Origin of the sequence: Streptomyces sp. NBC_01426, assembly GCF_036231985.1 — a bacterium.
GTDB lineage: Bacteria > Actinomycetota > Actinomycetes > Streptomycetales > Streptomycetaceae > Streptomyces.
Window position 1 is genome coordinate 224,499 of sequence record NZ_CP109502.1, and the last position, 13,926, is coordinate 238,424.

A 13,926-nucleotide genomic window follows, 5' to 3' on the forward strand; every position below is an offset into this window, starting at 1 on the left:
CCTGCCGGCACCCACCGACAACACCCCCTTCTCGGACGAGGGACGAACACGCGGGCGCCACCGTCCCGGCCATACGGCGCTCAGCACGACAACCCCAATGCTCATTGGACGGAACCAGTGCTCAGGCACATCCGCAGGCCCCCTCATCTCGCGGTCCGCTCCGGCGTGCCTGTTCGAATAAGTTTTCGATACGGTGGGTGTAGGAGGTGTCGCCGTGGACGACGAGCAGAGGGGCCCGGTGGGTGCCGGCTCCGCGATCCTGCATCTGCGCTGCCCCGTGGACGTGGACCCGGTGATCTACGGGCTGCTCCACGGCCTGGTGACGGACGTGACTCCGGTGGTGCAGACGGTCCCACCCTCGGTCCTGGTGGCGGACGTGTCAGGAAGCATCCGGTTCTTCGACCGGGACCCGGCCGAGCTTGGACTGATGATCCGGGCCCGAGCGATGGCGCTGTACGGGCTGCCGGTGGCGATCGGCGTCGGCCCAACATGGTCGGTGGCCGCGATGGCCTCCCGGGACGCCGCGCGCAGCGGCTTGATCGCCGTCGGCCCCGCTCCGGAGCAGGTGGCCGCGTTCCTGCACCACCGGCCGGTCGGGGAGCTGTACGGCATCGGCCGCGCCCAGGAACAGCGCCTGGTCCAGTTTGGGGTGCACACGATCGGCCTGCTGGCGCAGCTCCCGGAGGCGACCGTGCAGCGGGTGCTCGGCGGGCGGGCCGGCCGGCAACTGCGCGAGGTGGCCCGCGGCATCGACCGCCGGGCAGTGGTGCCGACGGAGCTACCGCACAGCACGGCCGCGCATCATCGGTTCCCCCTCGACACCCTGTCCCCGAGACGGTCCGCGCCGCGCTGCTCTCGCTGGCGGTCGAGCTCGGCGACCGGCTGCGGACCCGCAAGCAGGCGACCAGGACGATCACGATGACCATCACCCTGGCCAACCGATCCCAGGTCCACCGCAGCCGCCAGCTGCCCGGGGGACCGAGCGCGCACACCGAGGACCTCCGCGACACCGCCTACGAGATGTACCGGGCGCTGGGCTTCCAGCGGGCCCGGATACGCGGCATCGCGCTGCGCTGCGAGCAGCTGGTCGACGCGGCCACCGTCGCCGAGCAGCTGTCCTTCGACCAGGGCCGCGATCGGCGGCTGCGGGCGGAGAAGGCCATCGACCTGCTCAACACCCGCTTCGGTTACGGCACGGTGGGACCGGCGGCCAGCTACCGGCAGGCCGGCTGACGCACTCGCTGGCGGGTGCCAGGAGGTCCGTGCAGGACCCGCACCGAGCGGACGGTCAGCACTGAAGCCGTCGAGTCCCTTCCGCGTCGCGGCATCCACCGGCCGGAGCGGGTGCGTGCTGCCGTCTTCAGCAGGGCCCAGGCGCGGGGTCGTTCCCTGGCTGGCGGGGGTGACGAGGAGTACGCGGTCTGTACGGCGTCGGTTCGGTAAAGACTAGCTGCAAGGCACCTGCGGGCGAGTTCGCGTTCGTACCGCTCGTAGGGGCCTGCGAAGAAGTGGACGGCAACGGGGCCTTGCCCCTGCCACACCGCGAACGCAAGGAGACCGGCGGCAATGTCGGGTGCCGCAGCCCTGAGGCCAGCTGCCTGGATCATCCCTGGGCCCCCGCGGCCGCTGGCACCACCCACGACGTCCTGGTCCTGCCTCATGGAGGCCTACGCCGCATGGTGGGGGCTCGAACCCGTGGATGGCTCTGGGCGGCGGACATCGCGAGGGAACGACCTTCAGGCCCACCTGTTTGAGGGACTCATCCGTCAACTCTTCGTCGTGGAGGAGACCCGAAGGAATGGGTTCGCAGGACAGAACCGGTTCTGTGAGGCAAGACTGTCGCCGCCCGCGAACGGAACGGAGAGGACACGGCATGACCACCACTCAGTGGGACAACCTTCCCAGGCTGATCGAGGTCAACGGCGGCCATCTGGATTGGAACGTCAGTGAGCTACTTGGGCTCGCCGGTGCCCGCGCCGCTGGAGCCCGCATCGTCGAGGACATCGAGCACAAGTTGGCCGAGCGCAAGATTGGCCATCTTCCGCCGCGCATCCCGCGAGACCGGACGTGCCGAGTCCTGCTCTATACCCAGGATCGTCCGGGACTCGGCCTTGTCCTTCACAGTGCCCGGAAGCTCGCCGAAGGCCAAGCTCCCGAGGGGATGAGCGTCAATGACCAGGTCGGCGTGCTCGCCACTCTGCTGAGGATGTACCGACCTGCGGCTAAGTGACAGCGGTACCGCGAGCAGTCTCGCCGCCTGGCCGAGGAGCCGGGAATCTTCACCAGATCCGGGAACCCGCCTTCTCGGACACGACATCGCCGAATCTGTGAGCGTCTGCCCGTCGGGCATGACGACGGTGACGGGGGTGGGCGGCGGATCAGTGGATACGGATCTCACCGTGGCGGTGCGCCGGGCAGCGGCCGCGCGTCCCCGAGCCTTCGGGAGGGCCCGCCGGGCCACGACTCGCTTCCTTGCCGCACGGTACACGGCGCGGAGGAAGGGGGTTCAGATCAGGCGTAGCAGGGCTGCCGTCGCAGCGATCATGGTCTCCGCCTCTTCACGGGTGTAGGTGAACTCCTTGGTGACGACGTCCTTGTGCAGGGCGCCACTGGCCTGCCTCTCCAGCGCCTTGCACGTCGCGGCCCAGCGCTCCTCCTTCGTGTACTGCTCGAACTGCTTCTTGGAGGAGGGCTGGGGCCCATCCGCTGTTTTCCCTGATGTACTCCAGGGTCCGGCGGACGTCGAGGAGAGCGCCGTCGATGTCCGGGGCACCGCGAAGCCGACTCTGGGCGCTAAGCAGGTACTGAACGGCTTCGCGGCGAGGTTCGTCGGCTGCGGGGAAGGGCACCGACATCTCTACGGCGAGCGAGGGACCGAGGCCTTCGAGCTGCCGTTTCCAGCTGCTCTCGGCAACGGTGAGGTAGAGCCGGATGTCAGTACTGCCGGGGTGGAGACCGGCGGCGGCCTGAGGGAGTACCGCGCGAACTGTGATCTCCAGGCGCAGGTCGCCGGAGCGGTTCTCTTCCAGTGCGCGGAGCTGGGCGTTCGTCAACGTATAGGTGAACTTGTGATCGGTGCGCTGGTCAGGACGGAGGGCGAGGGTGGCATTCGAGGCGGCCAGGGCGATGGGCATGCCGTTGCCATGTGGAGCCTGGAGGCTGGTCTCCAGAACCAGTACGCGGCCTGCCTCGGGCGCCTTCGGCACGTGGATGTCCAGGGTGAGCTGGAGCGTGTGGGTGCCAAGGGCCTTGACGAGCAGCAGGCTGTTGTCCCGGGGGCTGACGGCTACCGAGCCGATCGGCTCGTCGAAGTTCAGGTTGTCCATCATGGCGGCGCCTTCCTGGTGTATCTGGCGCCGATTCTCGGCCCTGAACACTCGACAGTGCGCCGGATTTCCGGAATGAGCGGATGCCCGGCCTCGGGCCTGCTACGCCTGCGGCTTCGCCGCCCCTGGGATTCGCCACGGCACTCAGCAGTTGCCGTGATGGTTCACTTGCCGCACAGCTCGTGGACGGCCGGGGAGGGTGTGTGGAAGAGCCAGGATTCCGTGTGCTGCTGACAGGAGCAGGAGACCGGAAAATGGAGGCAGTCCGTGCGATACGGACGATCACCGGCCTCAGCCTGTGGAACAGCAAGCTTCTGCTTGCCGACGCACCCGTAGAGATCGAGGCAGCCGGCTGGTTCGAAGCCGCTGTCGAGGCGGCTCGGACCCTTGAGGACGTAGGCGCCCGCACCACGCTGCTCTGCGATTGCTGCGGCCGCCCCATTAGACGGGGAGCCTTCCCCCTCACGTCGGCGCAGTGCACGGACCCGCGGCCCTTGGAGATCTGCTGGGCAAATGGCCTGCCCACAGCGACCTGAAATCGGCCGAGTTCGGTCTGAGAGACAAGCCCTAGTTCCCGGTCGGGGCCGAGCTCGCCACCGGACGGCGGCCACCCAGGGCCCGGCCACCACGAACCCCGCGTCCCATCTGTAGCCGACGCGTCCGCGCGCCGCAGCAGGCCTGCTCACGCACGCACCCGCCACGACGCGCGTAACCCCTCACCAGTGAATGCCCAGCTCGTCGAGGGCGGCGATCTGTTGGGGGGTGAGGCGGCCTTCGCGGTTGCGGGCGCGTTGGACGCTGAGCCAGGCGTCGAGGCGTTTGCCGTTGAAGGTCGTGCGGGCGGGCGGGCGGAGGTGGCCGTGTGCGGCCTGGTACTGGCGGGCGTCGTCGAGGCGGGTCTGCCAGGCCTGGTCGATGCGTACGTCGGCGACGCCGCGGCCGGGGGTCCAGTCGATGCCGAGCTCGTCCAGTGCGGCGGCACGCTCTGGCGGGAGGGTGCCGCGCTGGTGGGCGGTGCGCTGGCGGGTGAGCCACACGGTCAGGTCGAGGCCGTTGACGGTCGTGCCGGTCGAGGGCCGCAGGTGTCCGTGCTCCCCGTGGTAGCTGCGCGCGGCCTGGAGGGCTTGCTGCCAACGGGACCCCAGGGGATCCCAGTCCATCCCGAGTTCGTCCAGGGCGGCGATCTGCTTGTCGGTCAGCTGGCCGTTGCGCCGGGCGGCGCGTTGTTTGGTCAGCCAGTCGGCGAGACTTCGGGTGCCGGCGTCGTCGGAGGTCTCCTGTGGCCGCAGGTGTCCGTGCTGTTCGTGGAAGGCGCGAGCGGCATCGAGGTGCTGGGGGAAAGGGTCGGCGGCGTAGATGTTGGCGCGGGCGCGCTTGAGCCGCAGGCTCAGGGTGCTGGTCCTGACGTCCAGGGCTTCGGCGAGTGCCTTCTGCTCGACGCCCGCTTCGACCAGGGCGAGCAGTGCTTCGGCGAACGGCTTGCCGCGCTGGTGGGGGAAGGCGCGCAGGGCGGCGATCTCCTCGTCCGTGGGGGGCCGCTTGGGGGTGGTGGCGGACCAGATCATGCCGAGTTCGTCCAGGGCGGCGCGGCGTTCGGGGTCCAGGGTGCGGGCTCGGCCGGATGCGTCGCGGGTGCTGCCGGCAACCACGGAACGCTGGTAGGCGATGAAGTCGCCGAGGTTGTAGCCCTCGGCGTCGATGTGGTTGACGGGGACGGCGAGGTCTCCGTGCTGGTCGCGGTAGCGGCGGCAGGCGGCGAGCCCGTCGGCGAAGCGGGCTTCGCGGAGGTCCCAGACCATGCCGAGCTCGTCCAGCGCGCTCACGACGCCGGAGTCGACGTCGCCGTGCGGGTAGCGGTTACGGCGCGTCTTGAGGGCGCTGCCGAGCGGGTACCCGTCGTCGGTGACGTGGGTGTGGGGCACGCGCAGGTGTCCGTGGGCGGCGTGGAAGGCGCGGGCTTGGGCGATGAGTTCCTCATTGGCCTGTGCCCGGGTGTTCCAGGTCATGTCGAGTCGCTCCAGGGCCGTGATCCGCTCGGGGGTCAGGCGGCCGGTGGCGTAGTCGCGGCGCAGCATGTTGATCCGGGTGCCGAGCCGGTAGCCGTCGGGGGTCCTGTAGGCCTGGGGAACGTTGAGGTGGCCGTGGGTCTCCCGGTAGGTGCGGGCGTGGCCGAAGGCCGTCTGGAAGTGGTACCAGTCGGAGTCCCAGATCATGCCGAGCCGGTCCAGGGCGGCGATGCGGTCGGCCGCCATCCAGCCCTTGCGGCGGTGTTGGCGGGCGTTGTTGATCCACTGCCCCAGTCGGCGCCCATCGGCGGTGACGTGACCGGACGGGATGTCGAGGTGGCCGTGCTCCTCGTGGTAGGCGTGGGCGGCGCCGAAGCCTTCCCACCAAGGGGAGGTGCTTTGCCTCACCAGCAGCAGTTCGACCTGCTCGATGAGGGCCTGTCCGGTGCCCCCGGGCAGTTCGACTGTGATCTTCGACGGAAGGCTGGGGTTGCTGATCGTGCTCTTGCTTCGGCAGTCGTCCAGTGCGCTGCCCAGGGGTTCGTCGTGGGCGCGCAGGGCGCGGACGACCTGCCACAGGGTGGCGTAGTCGCCGGGGTCCAGGTCGCCGATCTCACCGTCCTGTTCGGGCACGATCAGGGGGACGATGATGGTGGACAGGCCGGGGGTGTCGGGGTGGGGGCGCAGGGTCCGGCCGACGCCTTGCACGATGTCCACCGCGGAAGACTTGGGGTGCGCGAAGAGAACTGTGTCGAGGGCCGGCACGTCCACGCCCTCGCCGAGCAGGCGGGAGTTGGCGACGACCGTCCACCCGTCGGCGGGAGGCAGTCGCAGGTCGTCGAGGACCTGTTCGCGGAGCCGGGGGCTCATCTCTCCGTGGATCACGAGAGAGAGGGGGGCCGGCAGCGAGGGGGCGAGGCGGCGGGAGAGGTCGGGCAGGGAGCGGGAGAACTCGGCCGCCTGGGCGACGCGAGCATGGAATGAGACCGCGCGCCGTACCCCGTACTTCTGGGCGGCGCGCACGAGTGCGGCCTGCGCGACGAGGGTCTGCATCGACGGCGCGCCGGGTCCTTCCACGTACTCGCGTCCCTTGTCGGCGAGCACGGCGCGGGCCTCGCTCTCGCGGATCCCGATGACGTAGAGCCGGTAGTCCTCCAGATAGCCCTCGGCGATGCCCCGGCTGAACGGATAGGTGTAGAGGACGGGCCCGAACAGCGCGACGTCGTCCATGGACAGGCGCCCGTGGCGGCCGGCGGCGGCCGCGTCCACGCGGGGGGTTGCGGTCATGTACAGGCGCCGGACGGCGGGAAGGTACGTGGGTTCGGTGACGCGTCGGATCACGAAGTCGGGCCGCCCCGTCAGGTGGTGCGCCTCGTCCAGGACGAGGAGATCGAGCTTCGCCTCGACCTGGTGCAGAGCGTCGTGCAGCCGGTTCGCGGAGATGTACGTACCCACGATGAGCCGGATCCCCCCACGGGCGGGGCGGGCGAGCCAGTCGGCGATGATCTGCGGGTCGGTGGTGACCTGGGCGGGGATGTCGGGCAGATGCGCGGGGGCGTCGGTGACGGTGTCGTCCGAGCACACGGCGAGGACGTCCAGCCCGGTCCCCGCAGGGTGCAGCGCGCGCCAGGTGGTGATGGTCTGGGCGACCAGGGCCAGCGAGGGAACCATGACCACGGCCAGTCCGCCGGCGGGCAGCAGCCGCATCGCGGACTGCTGCGCCATCAAACTCTTGCCCGACCCGCACGCCGCGTGTAACTGTCCCACCCCGCCGCCGGCGAGGCCTTCGAAGATCGCGGTGATGGCTTCGTTCTGGTACGGGCGCAACTCCACCGTCATTCCCCCTTCCTGGGCAGGGCGTCGTCATCGCCCTGCAGGATCGCGTCGATGACGGCGAGGCCCTGCGCACGGGACCAGGACCGACAGGCGGCCGCGAGCGCGTCGATGTCGGCAACGACGTCCTCTTCGACGTCCTCTTCGAGGTCCTCGACCTCGTAGGAGAGCAGCGTCCCGGGGTCTTCCAGCCACGTCACGTCGATGACGGTGCCGCGCACGATCCAGGCGAGGGCCTGCCAGTGCCCGGCCAGCAGCGGGGGCAGGTCGCGCAGTTCGGCGGCCAGGAGCCGGTCGAGAGTGTCGTGGGGGAGCCGGCGCCGGGGGTCGCCGGCGGTGCGGGCGCGGGCCACGGCCTGGCTGATCGTCTTCTCGCTGACATTCAGCTCGACGGCCAGGGCTTTGGCGCCGCCACGGCCCCGGCGGGTGACCTCGGCGTCGATGACGCGGGCCTTGTCGTCGGCACCGGCGGAACGCTCGGCGTTGCCGTGCTCGATACGGGCCTCGGCCCGGCGGAGAAGTTCGAGGAAGTCGGACACAGAAGGGATTTCCTTAAAGGGAAGGGCCCGGCCGCCCGGGCGGGCGGCCGGGCCGGTGAGGACGGGGTCCAAGGGAGGGAGGGTCAGTCCTCGTCGTCCTGGTCGGTGGCGGCGTCGTCCCGCAGCGTGCGCAGGTGGGCCTCCAGGCCGGCGCAGACGACCACCGTGTTGCCGCCGCAGTCGGCCAGGTCCCCCAGGATCTCCGCCGCGATCTCGTCCAGCCGCTCGTCACTGGTGTCGGCGGTGATGCCGTACTCCTCGGCCTCCAGCCCGTTCAGCGCGGCGTCGACGTCCCACTGCCCGATCAGGTCGTTCTCCTCGAAGACCTGGTCGTAGGGGTGGGCCAGGCCGAGCTTCGTCTCGATCTCGTCCTCGGCGGCCTGGGCGTCCTCACCGAGCCGGACGACCGTGTTGTTTCCGTCCCAGACCTCCTCCCAGTCCGCGAGGATCCGGTCGGCGAGCGGGGCGATCTCCTTCATGACGCGATTTGCGGCGTCCCCCGTCAGCACGGGGATGGTGTAGCGGCGGTCCTGACCGTGGTAGACGGTGAAGGGGACTCCGTTGCCGATCTCGGCGTTGTAGTCGGCGAGCAGGACGCCGTTCGGCAGGTCGAGTTCGATGTAGGCGGGCTGCGCCTCGGACTGGCCGTCGTAGTGGCGGAACAGCTCGGTGGGGCTGGTGCAGTCGATGATTCGGATGCTCACGGCGTACCCTCCATGGACGTCGGACGGCCCTTGCTGGCCGGCCGGCGGGGTGTCGGAGGGCTGGACCCCTCCGACACCCACACCATACTTACCCCTAGGGGTAAGTATCAAGTCCATCCGTGAAGTTCAGGATGAAGAGGTCCCGCTGCGCCTCGCAGCGATAGTTGTCACTTCGCAGCGCGAACTGTCACCGCCCGGACGCTCGTGTCGGTCGACGTGCGACATTTCTTGCTAGGTGACACTTGTCCGAGCCAATTGCCACTGAGGGCGAGGGTGGGGCGGACGATTGGTCATCGGTCAATCAGGGTCTTGTCGAGATCGAGTCCGCCAGCGCAAGGCAGACGCGACGTTCTTTGAGCCAGGTCGGCAGTCCTCACTCGACTAGCCGACGTTCGCAGTGCAGCCATTACGATCACGCGTATGCCTCCGCACCCTCGCCTTCCCGCTGTCATCGACGCCGCCAACGCCTTATCCGCCGGACTGCAGAATCCTTCCCTGCTGGTGGGGCTTCACCGCGACATTGACAGTTTGACCGGGAAGGACGGCAAGTCGCTCGGGGGCTCGAAGAAGCAGTACGCCCTGCGGTGGGGGATCTTCACGCTGTCCTACGCGGCTGTCGAAGCCTTCTTCAACGAAGTCCTTGCCCTCGATCCGTCCCGGACGCGGCATCTTCCGCTCAACCCAGACAAGCTCCGTCACGTTGGGCAGCAGCACGCGGTCCGGCTTTTCACCGACGACTGGGGAGTCCGTACGAGGGCTCTGGGCAACGCCGCCGGGAACCGCTCGCGCTGGAAGGCTTACGTCGGCACCCAACAGGTGAAGCTGTACCTCGCCGACATGAAGACCCTCCGCGACATCCTGAGCCACGGCGGGGACCCGTACACGGTGTCGAACCGCTCCGGCGCGTTGTGGTCCCTGAAGGGGGGCAGGCACTCGATGCGCCTGATGGGCGCTGAAGGCTTCATCCAAGCGTGCTGCGACCTCGCCTCGCAGACCGTGCTTGCCTACGGCGGGAGCTTGGCCGACTTTCCCGAGTGGCCAGAGCCTGAGCGGTCGGGTCTCTCCGCGGAACGGCGTCCGTCGCTGCCTCTGTTGGACTGATCACGTCCCACTCGGCTGCCTGCTCCATTACTCGCCGTTGTCCACATCGTTGTCCAGTTCACTGACGGACCCCGCCGTCCGCTGCGGTACGGGGACCCCCACTGACCTGCCGGCTGCGTCTCTTCGCCGATGTCGGTGTCATCTGGACTGGAGATCAGGTGTGGGTGTCAACAAAGAATGACCATCCGGTGTCAAGCAGAGCGATCCGACCAGCCAGAAACCGCACGTCAGGCCACCGCCGCGGTGTCATCTAGCTCGAACGGTGAACGACGAGCGGCGCCCGTACGACACTCCAGGTCACCGACTCGTGCGTTCGTCGGCGTGGTGCCACACGGCTGCGAAAGTGCCGTTGGTGACAACAAGCGCGTGCATCTGGTGACAGGTACCGCTGAGATTCCAGCGCCGAGCCGCAGGTCGGTCACGGCACCGGTGACAACTATCGCTGCGATGCACACCCGCCATCTCGGGCGGCCACTCCGTCTACTGGGGATGCTGCGAGGTGTCAGTTCGGGGAGTTCTTGCGAATGTTGCCGACCGTGACGTGGCTGACGTTCAGGAGTTCGGCGATGCGGCGATCCGACAGGCCGAGTCGGGCAGCGCGTTTGACCGTGTCGGGTCGGCTCGCGACCGCTTCCGCGATGGCCTCCAGCTCGTCCTCGACCTTCTCGCGAGCCTCGGCAATCTTCTGCTCGCGCAGTCCTTCCAGGTAGGAGTCCAGGCCGTGGCAGACGATCTTGGGGTTCTCGATGGATCCGCACATGGCCAGGTTGGAAAGGATGTCGGCCTCGATCTCCGCCAATCGTTCGTCGGTGGTCTCGTCGGTGATGTCGTAAGCGTCGGCTTCCTCGCCGTTGGTCGCGCTGTCGAGGTCCCATTCCTGGATCAGGTCCGGGTTCATGTCGGCCGGCAGGTCCTCGGGGTACCGCTCGCCGATAAGGTCCGCGATCTCCCGTTCCGCCGCGGCGGCGTCGTCGCCCAGAACGGCGATGACGTTGGCTTGCCTGTCGTCCAGATCGGTTTCCCAGTCGTCGAGCATCCGTTGGGCGAGAGGCGCGATGTCTCGAAGCAACGCGTTGGCGGCCTCGCCGGTCAGGGCCGGGATCGCCCATCGCCGGTCGAAGCCATAGTGAACACTGAACGGCGTCATCGGGCTGCCGACCTCGGCGTGATAGTCGGCCAACAGGATGCCGTCCTTCAAGCCGAGTTCGACATAGCAGCCCTGGGCCGTGAACTCCCTGTCGAAGTGCTGATGGAGCTCGGTGGCTCCGACGTGACGGATATCGAGTTCGGGCATGGTGATCCCCTTTTCGCCGGGACGGGACCGCTCCCGTCGCGGTAAGAAACTTACCGCAACTGGTAAGTTTCTTACCATCCCCCGCCGCCTCGGACTCTTGTTCGACGGCCGTCACCCCCTTATCGCCTGCCCTGATGCGCCCCGTCGGCCGTCTTCGGCGGCACGGGCCGGTACGTCACCGCGTCGGCGTCGACCGCTGCGGCGTTCGGTCTCTCCCACTCCCGGCCCCATCAGCTTGTTTGACATACCGTCAAAGGGATATATACCGTCACCGGTATGGACGACACGCGTACCCGCGTCACCCCGACCGCCGAGCGGGATCGCTCACTCATGGAGCGAGATCTCGCCTACGCCCTGGCCACGCAGGTCTTCGAACTCCGGCGGGCGGCAGGCCTGTCACAAAGCGAGCTCGCCGCTCGGGCGGGCATGAAGCAGGCGCACGTCTCGCGCTTCGAGTCGGCGCAGAGCACCCCCACCCTGTCCACGCTCCTCCGCCTGGCCGACGGCCTCGGGATGACACTCACGGTGGACTTCACGACGGAGGAGACCCCGTGACCAGGCTTGCCCGACTCGTCGCACACCACGCCATGAAGGTCCTGCTTCTCACCATCCCGCCATGGGTCGTCCTGTTACAGATCAAGGACCTGCACTGGGCGGCCCTGGTCGGCGTATCGGCTCTCACCCTGGTACTCGCCGCGGCCGCGCTGGCCCTGTCCTTCCACCTGCCCGACTGCCCCCTGTGTGTCCACCGGACCGCCGCGGAACTGAGGAAGATCCGCTACCGGATCCCCCTGTACTGCGCGCATCTCGTCGGCCCCTTGCTCATGGCCGCCGTCCTCTTCCTCTTCCTCGCCCCCGCCCCACGGACCCGGCAGTACACCGACCTGGACGCGCTGAGGACCGTACGCATCAGCGCAACTCTGATCGCCCTGGTGCTGGTGGTCGCGGCCGTGCAGTTCCGCCGGCGGAACGCCGAGGCTCTTGCCCGTCCGTGGTGGAGCGGGGCTCTCTCCGCGCTCGACCGCGCTTCCAAGACGGCGGGCCACTACACCCATTGGGTGCTTATCGGGGCGTGCGCGATCCTGGTCCCCTATCTGGTCCTCGTCCCTCACACGGGGCCGTGGGAGGCGATTCGGTGGGTTGTCATGCTGATCGCCCTGGGTGCCGGGTGGGCTGAGATGAACCACGCCGGGGCCCTGTGCGCGCGCTGCACCATCGGCTATGACCTCAATCGGGGGATGGAGCGGGCCGAGTCCGGCCGTCGCTATCTCCTCCTCGATCACCGGCTGACCGTGCCCCCTGTGGTGTGGCTCTGCGTCGTGGCGACGGCCGGGGCGAGCAACCTCCTGTTCGAGCAGGCCGCGCTCTACCTCATGGCCTTCCTCTTCCTGCTGGCGATCCCCAAAACCATCCTCAGCCGCTTCCACAACAGGCACCTGCCGTGGTGCCCGATCTGTTCCCGGGGCGACGGCGGCGACGATGGGGAGGAGGTCCCGGCCCCCGACTCACCCGGAGGTCTCCGCCTCCCCCTGCCCTCGGTCTAGGTCCGCGGCGTCACGAGCGCCGTGCGGCCGTCCACGGGAGGACGAAAGAGGGGTCTGCTGCGGCGGGCCCCTCTTGGTGGGTGCGGAGCCCGCAGCCGATGTCGAGGGGCGGCGGTGCACCTCCGCCAGGCGGATAGTCCGGTTCACGCCGTTCTCCGAGAATCGCCGCAAGGCTGCCCGCGAAGCGGGGACGCTGACCTCGGGACGGACGAGGGGGCGTCGATGGGGTACACCGCTGTCCATCAGGACTGGGGCCGGCTGGACGCCTCACTGGACGATCTCGGCTGTGGTCGCTCATGGCGGGACGTCCACCGCGTTTCGGGGATGGAACTGGCCTGTCCGGAATGCCGAGGGCGGGTCTTCGCCCGGATCTCCCAGCATCGCTCCCGGCACTTCTACCACCAGGCGCGCCCGGACAACTGCGAGCTGGCGAACGAGTCGCCGGAGCATCATCGCCTGAAGCGCGAACTGGCGATGGCCGCCAGGGCGGCGGGCTGGCGAGCCGAGCTTGAGGTCGCCGGCGCGACCGGCAACTGGCGGGCCGACGTGATGGTCTTCGACGAGCAGGGCCACGCGTTCATGGCACTGGAGGCGCAGTTGTCGCCCATGACTCCGGACGAGGCGCGGATGCGGACCGAGCGGTATGCCGCGGACGGGGTGGCGGTGTGCTGGGTCGGGCCCCAGGAACGGCCCTGGCAGCGGGTCGTGCCCACGCTGCGTGTGCCCTTTCCGGCAGAGGGTGACCGGGTCTGGCAGGTGCGGCACGGGATGGCCAGCTATGTCTGGGCGCCGCGCACGCTGAAAGCGAAGGCGGCTTGGGTCCACATCACTTGCCCGCTCGGCGATGCCCTCAAGTGGATTCTTGAGGGCCGGGTGCACGTTCACACGGAGCCGAACGGCACGGTGTGGTGGACGGCCCCTGCCTACCAGGACCTGGCGGTCGCCCGCGCCCGCCTGGAAGCCTGTGCGGAAGCCTCCGCGCGAGCAGCCGCTGCGGAGAAGGCTCGGCGCCAGGAAGAGCAACGACGGCGGGAAGCCGACGCCCGGGCCGCCGCCCTCAGGGAGTGGCGTCGCAATGCCGCGGCCCGGTCCATTCAGGCGGAGCAGGAACGGCTGGCCGAGTTGCAACGGCTGGCCGGCTTCTTCGAGCACGCGGGCATCGATGCCGCGATGTGGCGAGTCTTCACGCAGATGGTCCGCTCCACCTCGGGCAAGACGGTCGTCTACGGAGACCAGAGCCCTTCTCATGGCAACGGTCTTCTCGTCTACACCCGGCCGCGGGAATGGAGCGACCCCCTCCTGGCCGGCGTGGTGTGCCCGGCCCCCGAGGGCCTCATCAGATGGCCGGGGAACCTGACGATCTTGGTGCCTGGTCCCACGTGGCTGGCCCGGATACAGGCTGCCCCACGGCCCGCCCTCCAGGTCGCGGTCCTGGACCCTGTGACCGGCCGCAGCGACTTCGTCAAAGTTGCCGCATCGCACCAACCGGAGCCGATCCAGGAGTTACCCCGATCAGGGCCGACAGGCTGAGACGTCGACCGCGCAGCGCTACGGAGCACTGCCACTGACGTCGCCCTCA

Annotated in this window: 13 protein-coding genes; 8 read left to right on the top strand and 5 right to left on the bottom strand. The window is 68.8% G+C overall.

Annotation, left to right across the window (positions count from 1 at the left end; genetic code table 11):
- The first annotated feature begins 214 nt into the window (after positions 1-214).
- The 3 genes from OG906_RS39495 (at position 215) to OG906_RS39505 (ending at position 2,230) form a co-directional block, all read left to right on the top strand.
- The gene (locus tag OG906_RS39495) at positions 215-922 is read left to right on the top strand and encodes a DNA polymerase Y family protein (protein WP_329449076.1); all 708 of its coding nucleotides are present in this window, start codon (positions 215-217) and stop codon (positions 920-922) included.
- Complete coding sequence (locus tag OG906_RS39500; RefSeq protein ID WP_329449238.1) at positions 859-1,233, top strand: DinB/UmuC family translesion DNA polymerase; 375 nt, start codon at positions 859-861, stop codon at positions 1,231-1,233. Before OG906_RS39495 ends, OG906_RS39500 begins: the two co-directional genes overlap by 64 nt.
- Before the next feature lie 640 nt (positions 1,234-1,873).
- The gene (locus OG906_RS39505) at positions 1,874-2,230 is read left to right on the top strand and encodes a hypothetical protein (RefSeq protein WP_329449077.1); all 357 of its coding nucleotides are present in this window, start codon (positions 1,874-1,876) and stop codon (positions 2,228-2,230) included.
- A 328-nt stretch (positions 2,231-2,558) separates the two neighbouring features.
- Here the strand turns inward: OG906_RS39505 and OG906_RS39510 are convergent, their stop codons facing one another.
- Positions 2,559-3,329, bottom strand: a complete 771-nt coding sequence (locus OG906_RS39510; RefSeq protein ID WP_329449078.1) for a hypothetical protein — start codon at positions 3,327-3,329, stop codon at positions 2,559-2,561.
- Positions 3,330-3,409: 80 nt separating this feature from the next.
- Here OG906_RS39510 and OG906_RS39515 point away from each other — a divergent pair, with 80 nt between their 5' ends.
- Positions 3,410-3,862, top strand: a complete 453-nt coding sequence (locus OG906_RS39515) for a ribosomal protein L7/L12 (protein ID WP_329449079.1) — start codon at positions 3,410-3,412, stop codon at positions 3,860-3,862.
- A 180-nt stretch (positions 3,863-4,042) separates the two neighbouring features.
- Here the strand turns inward: OG906_RS39515 and OG906_RS39520 are convergent, their stop codons facing one another.
- The 3 genes from OG906_RS39520 to OG906_RS39530 form a co-directional block, all read right to left on the bottom strand.
- The gene (locus OG906_RS39520) at positions 4,043-7,171 is read right to left on the bottom strand and encodes a DEAD/DEAH box helicase (protein ID WP_329449080.1); all 3,129 of its coding nucleotides are present in this window, start codon (positions 7,169-7,171) and stop codon (positions 4,043-4,045) included.
- Positions 7,168-7,704 carry a hypothetical protein gene (locus OG906_RS39525; RefSeq protein WP_329449081.1) on the bottom strand — a complete coding sequence of 179 codons (537 nt, stop codon included), beginning with the start codon at positions 7,702-7,704 and terminating at the stop codon, positions 7,168-7,170. The genes OG906_RS39520 and OG906_RS39525 overlap by 4 nt, the downstream gene beginning before the upstream one ends.
- A gap of 83 nt (positions 7,705-7,787) precedes the next feature.
- Positions 7,788-8,408, bottom strand: coding sequence for a hypothetical protein (locus OG906_RS39530; RefSeq protein WP_266976154.1), 621 nt, complete (start codon positions 8,406-8,408; stop codon positions 7,788-7,790).
- 528 nt (positions 8,409-8,936) lie between these two features.
- Here OG906_RS39530 and OG906_RS39535 point away from each other — a divergent pair.
- Positions 8,937-9,509, top strand: coding sequence for a hypothetical protein (locus OG906_RS39535; protein ID WP_266976156.1), 573 nt, complete (start codon positions 8,937-8,939; stop codon positions 9,507-9,509).
- A 502-nt stretch (positions 9,510-10,011) separates the two neighbouring features.
- Here the strand turns inward: OG906_RS39535 and OG906_RS39540 are convergent.
- Positions 10,012-10,803 carry a hypothetical protein gene (locus tag OG906_RS39540; protein WP_329449082.1) on the bottom strand — a complete coding sequence of 264 codons (792 nt, stop codon included), beginning with the start codon at positions 10,801-10,803 and terminating at the stop codon, positions 10,012-10,014.
- 276 nt (positions 10,804-11,079) lie between these two features.
- Between OG906_RS39540 and OG906_RS39545 the strand changes: the two genes are divergently transcribed.
- The 3 genes from OG906_RS39545 to OG906_RS39555 all read left to right on the top strand — a co-directional run bounded on the left by OG906_RS39545 (position 11,080) and on the right by OG906_RS39555 (position 13,877).
- Positions 11,080-11,358, top strand: coding sequence for a helix-turn-helix domain-containing protein (locus OG906_RS39545; protein WP_329449083.1), 279 nt, complete (start codon positions 11,080-11,082; stop codon positions 11,356-11,358).
- Positions 11,355-12,347 carry a hypothetical protein gene (locus tag OG906_RS39550; RefSeq protein WP_329449084.1) on the top strand — a complete coding sequence of 331 codons (993 nt, stop codon included), beginning with the start codon at positions 11,355-11,357 and terminating at the stop codon, positions 12,345-12,347. Before OG906_RS39545 ends, OG906_RS39550 begins: the two co-directional genes overlap by 4 nt.
- 222 nt (positions 12,348-12,569) lie before the next feature.
- Positions 12,570-13,877, top strand: a complete 1,308-nt coding sequence (locus tag OG906_RS39555; protein ID WP_329449085.1) for a competence protein CoiA — start codon at positions 12,570-12,572, stop codon at positions 13,875-13,877.
- Positions 13,878-13,926 lie beyond the last annotated feature (49 nt).

What these genes read in the sequence shown, in the direction of transcription:
- OG906_RS39515 (WP_329449079.1), top strand. Translation starts at nt 3,410, where the DNA reads ATGCCCGGCCTCGGGCCTGCTACGCCTGCGGCTTCGCCGCCCCTGGGA.
- OG906_RS39510 (WP_329449078.1), bottom strand. Translation starts at nt 3,329, where the DNA reads ATGATGGACAACCTGAACTTCGACGAGCCGATCGGCTCGGTAGCCGTC.
- OG906_RS39555 (WP_329449085.1), top strand. Translation starts at nt 12,570, where the DNA reads ATGGGGTACACCGCTGTCCATCAGGACTGGGGCCGGCTGGACGCCTCA.
- OG906_RS39540 (WP_329449082.1), bottom strand. Translation starts at nt 10,803, where the DNA reads ATGCCCGAACTCGATATCCGTCACGTCGGAGCCACCGAGCTCCATCAG.
- OG906_RS39545 (WP_329449083.1), top strand. Translation starts at nt 11,080, where the DNA reads ATGGACGACACGCGTACCCGCGTCACCCCGACCGCCGAGCGGGATCGC.
- OG906_RS39520 (WP_329449080.1), bottom strand. Translation starts at nt 7,171, where the DNA reads ATGACGGTGGAGTTGCGCCCGTACCAGAACGAAGCCATCACCGCGATC.
- OG906_RS39505 (WP_329449077.1), top strand. Translation starts at nt 1,874, where the DNA reads ATGACCACCACTCAGTGGGACAACCTTCCCAGGCTGATCGAGGTCAAC.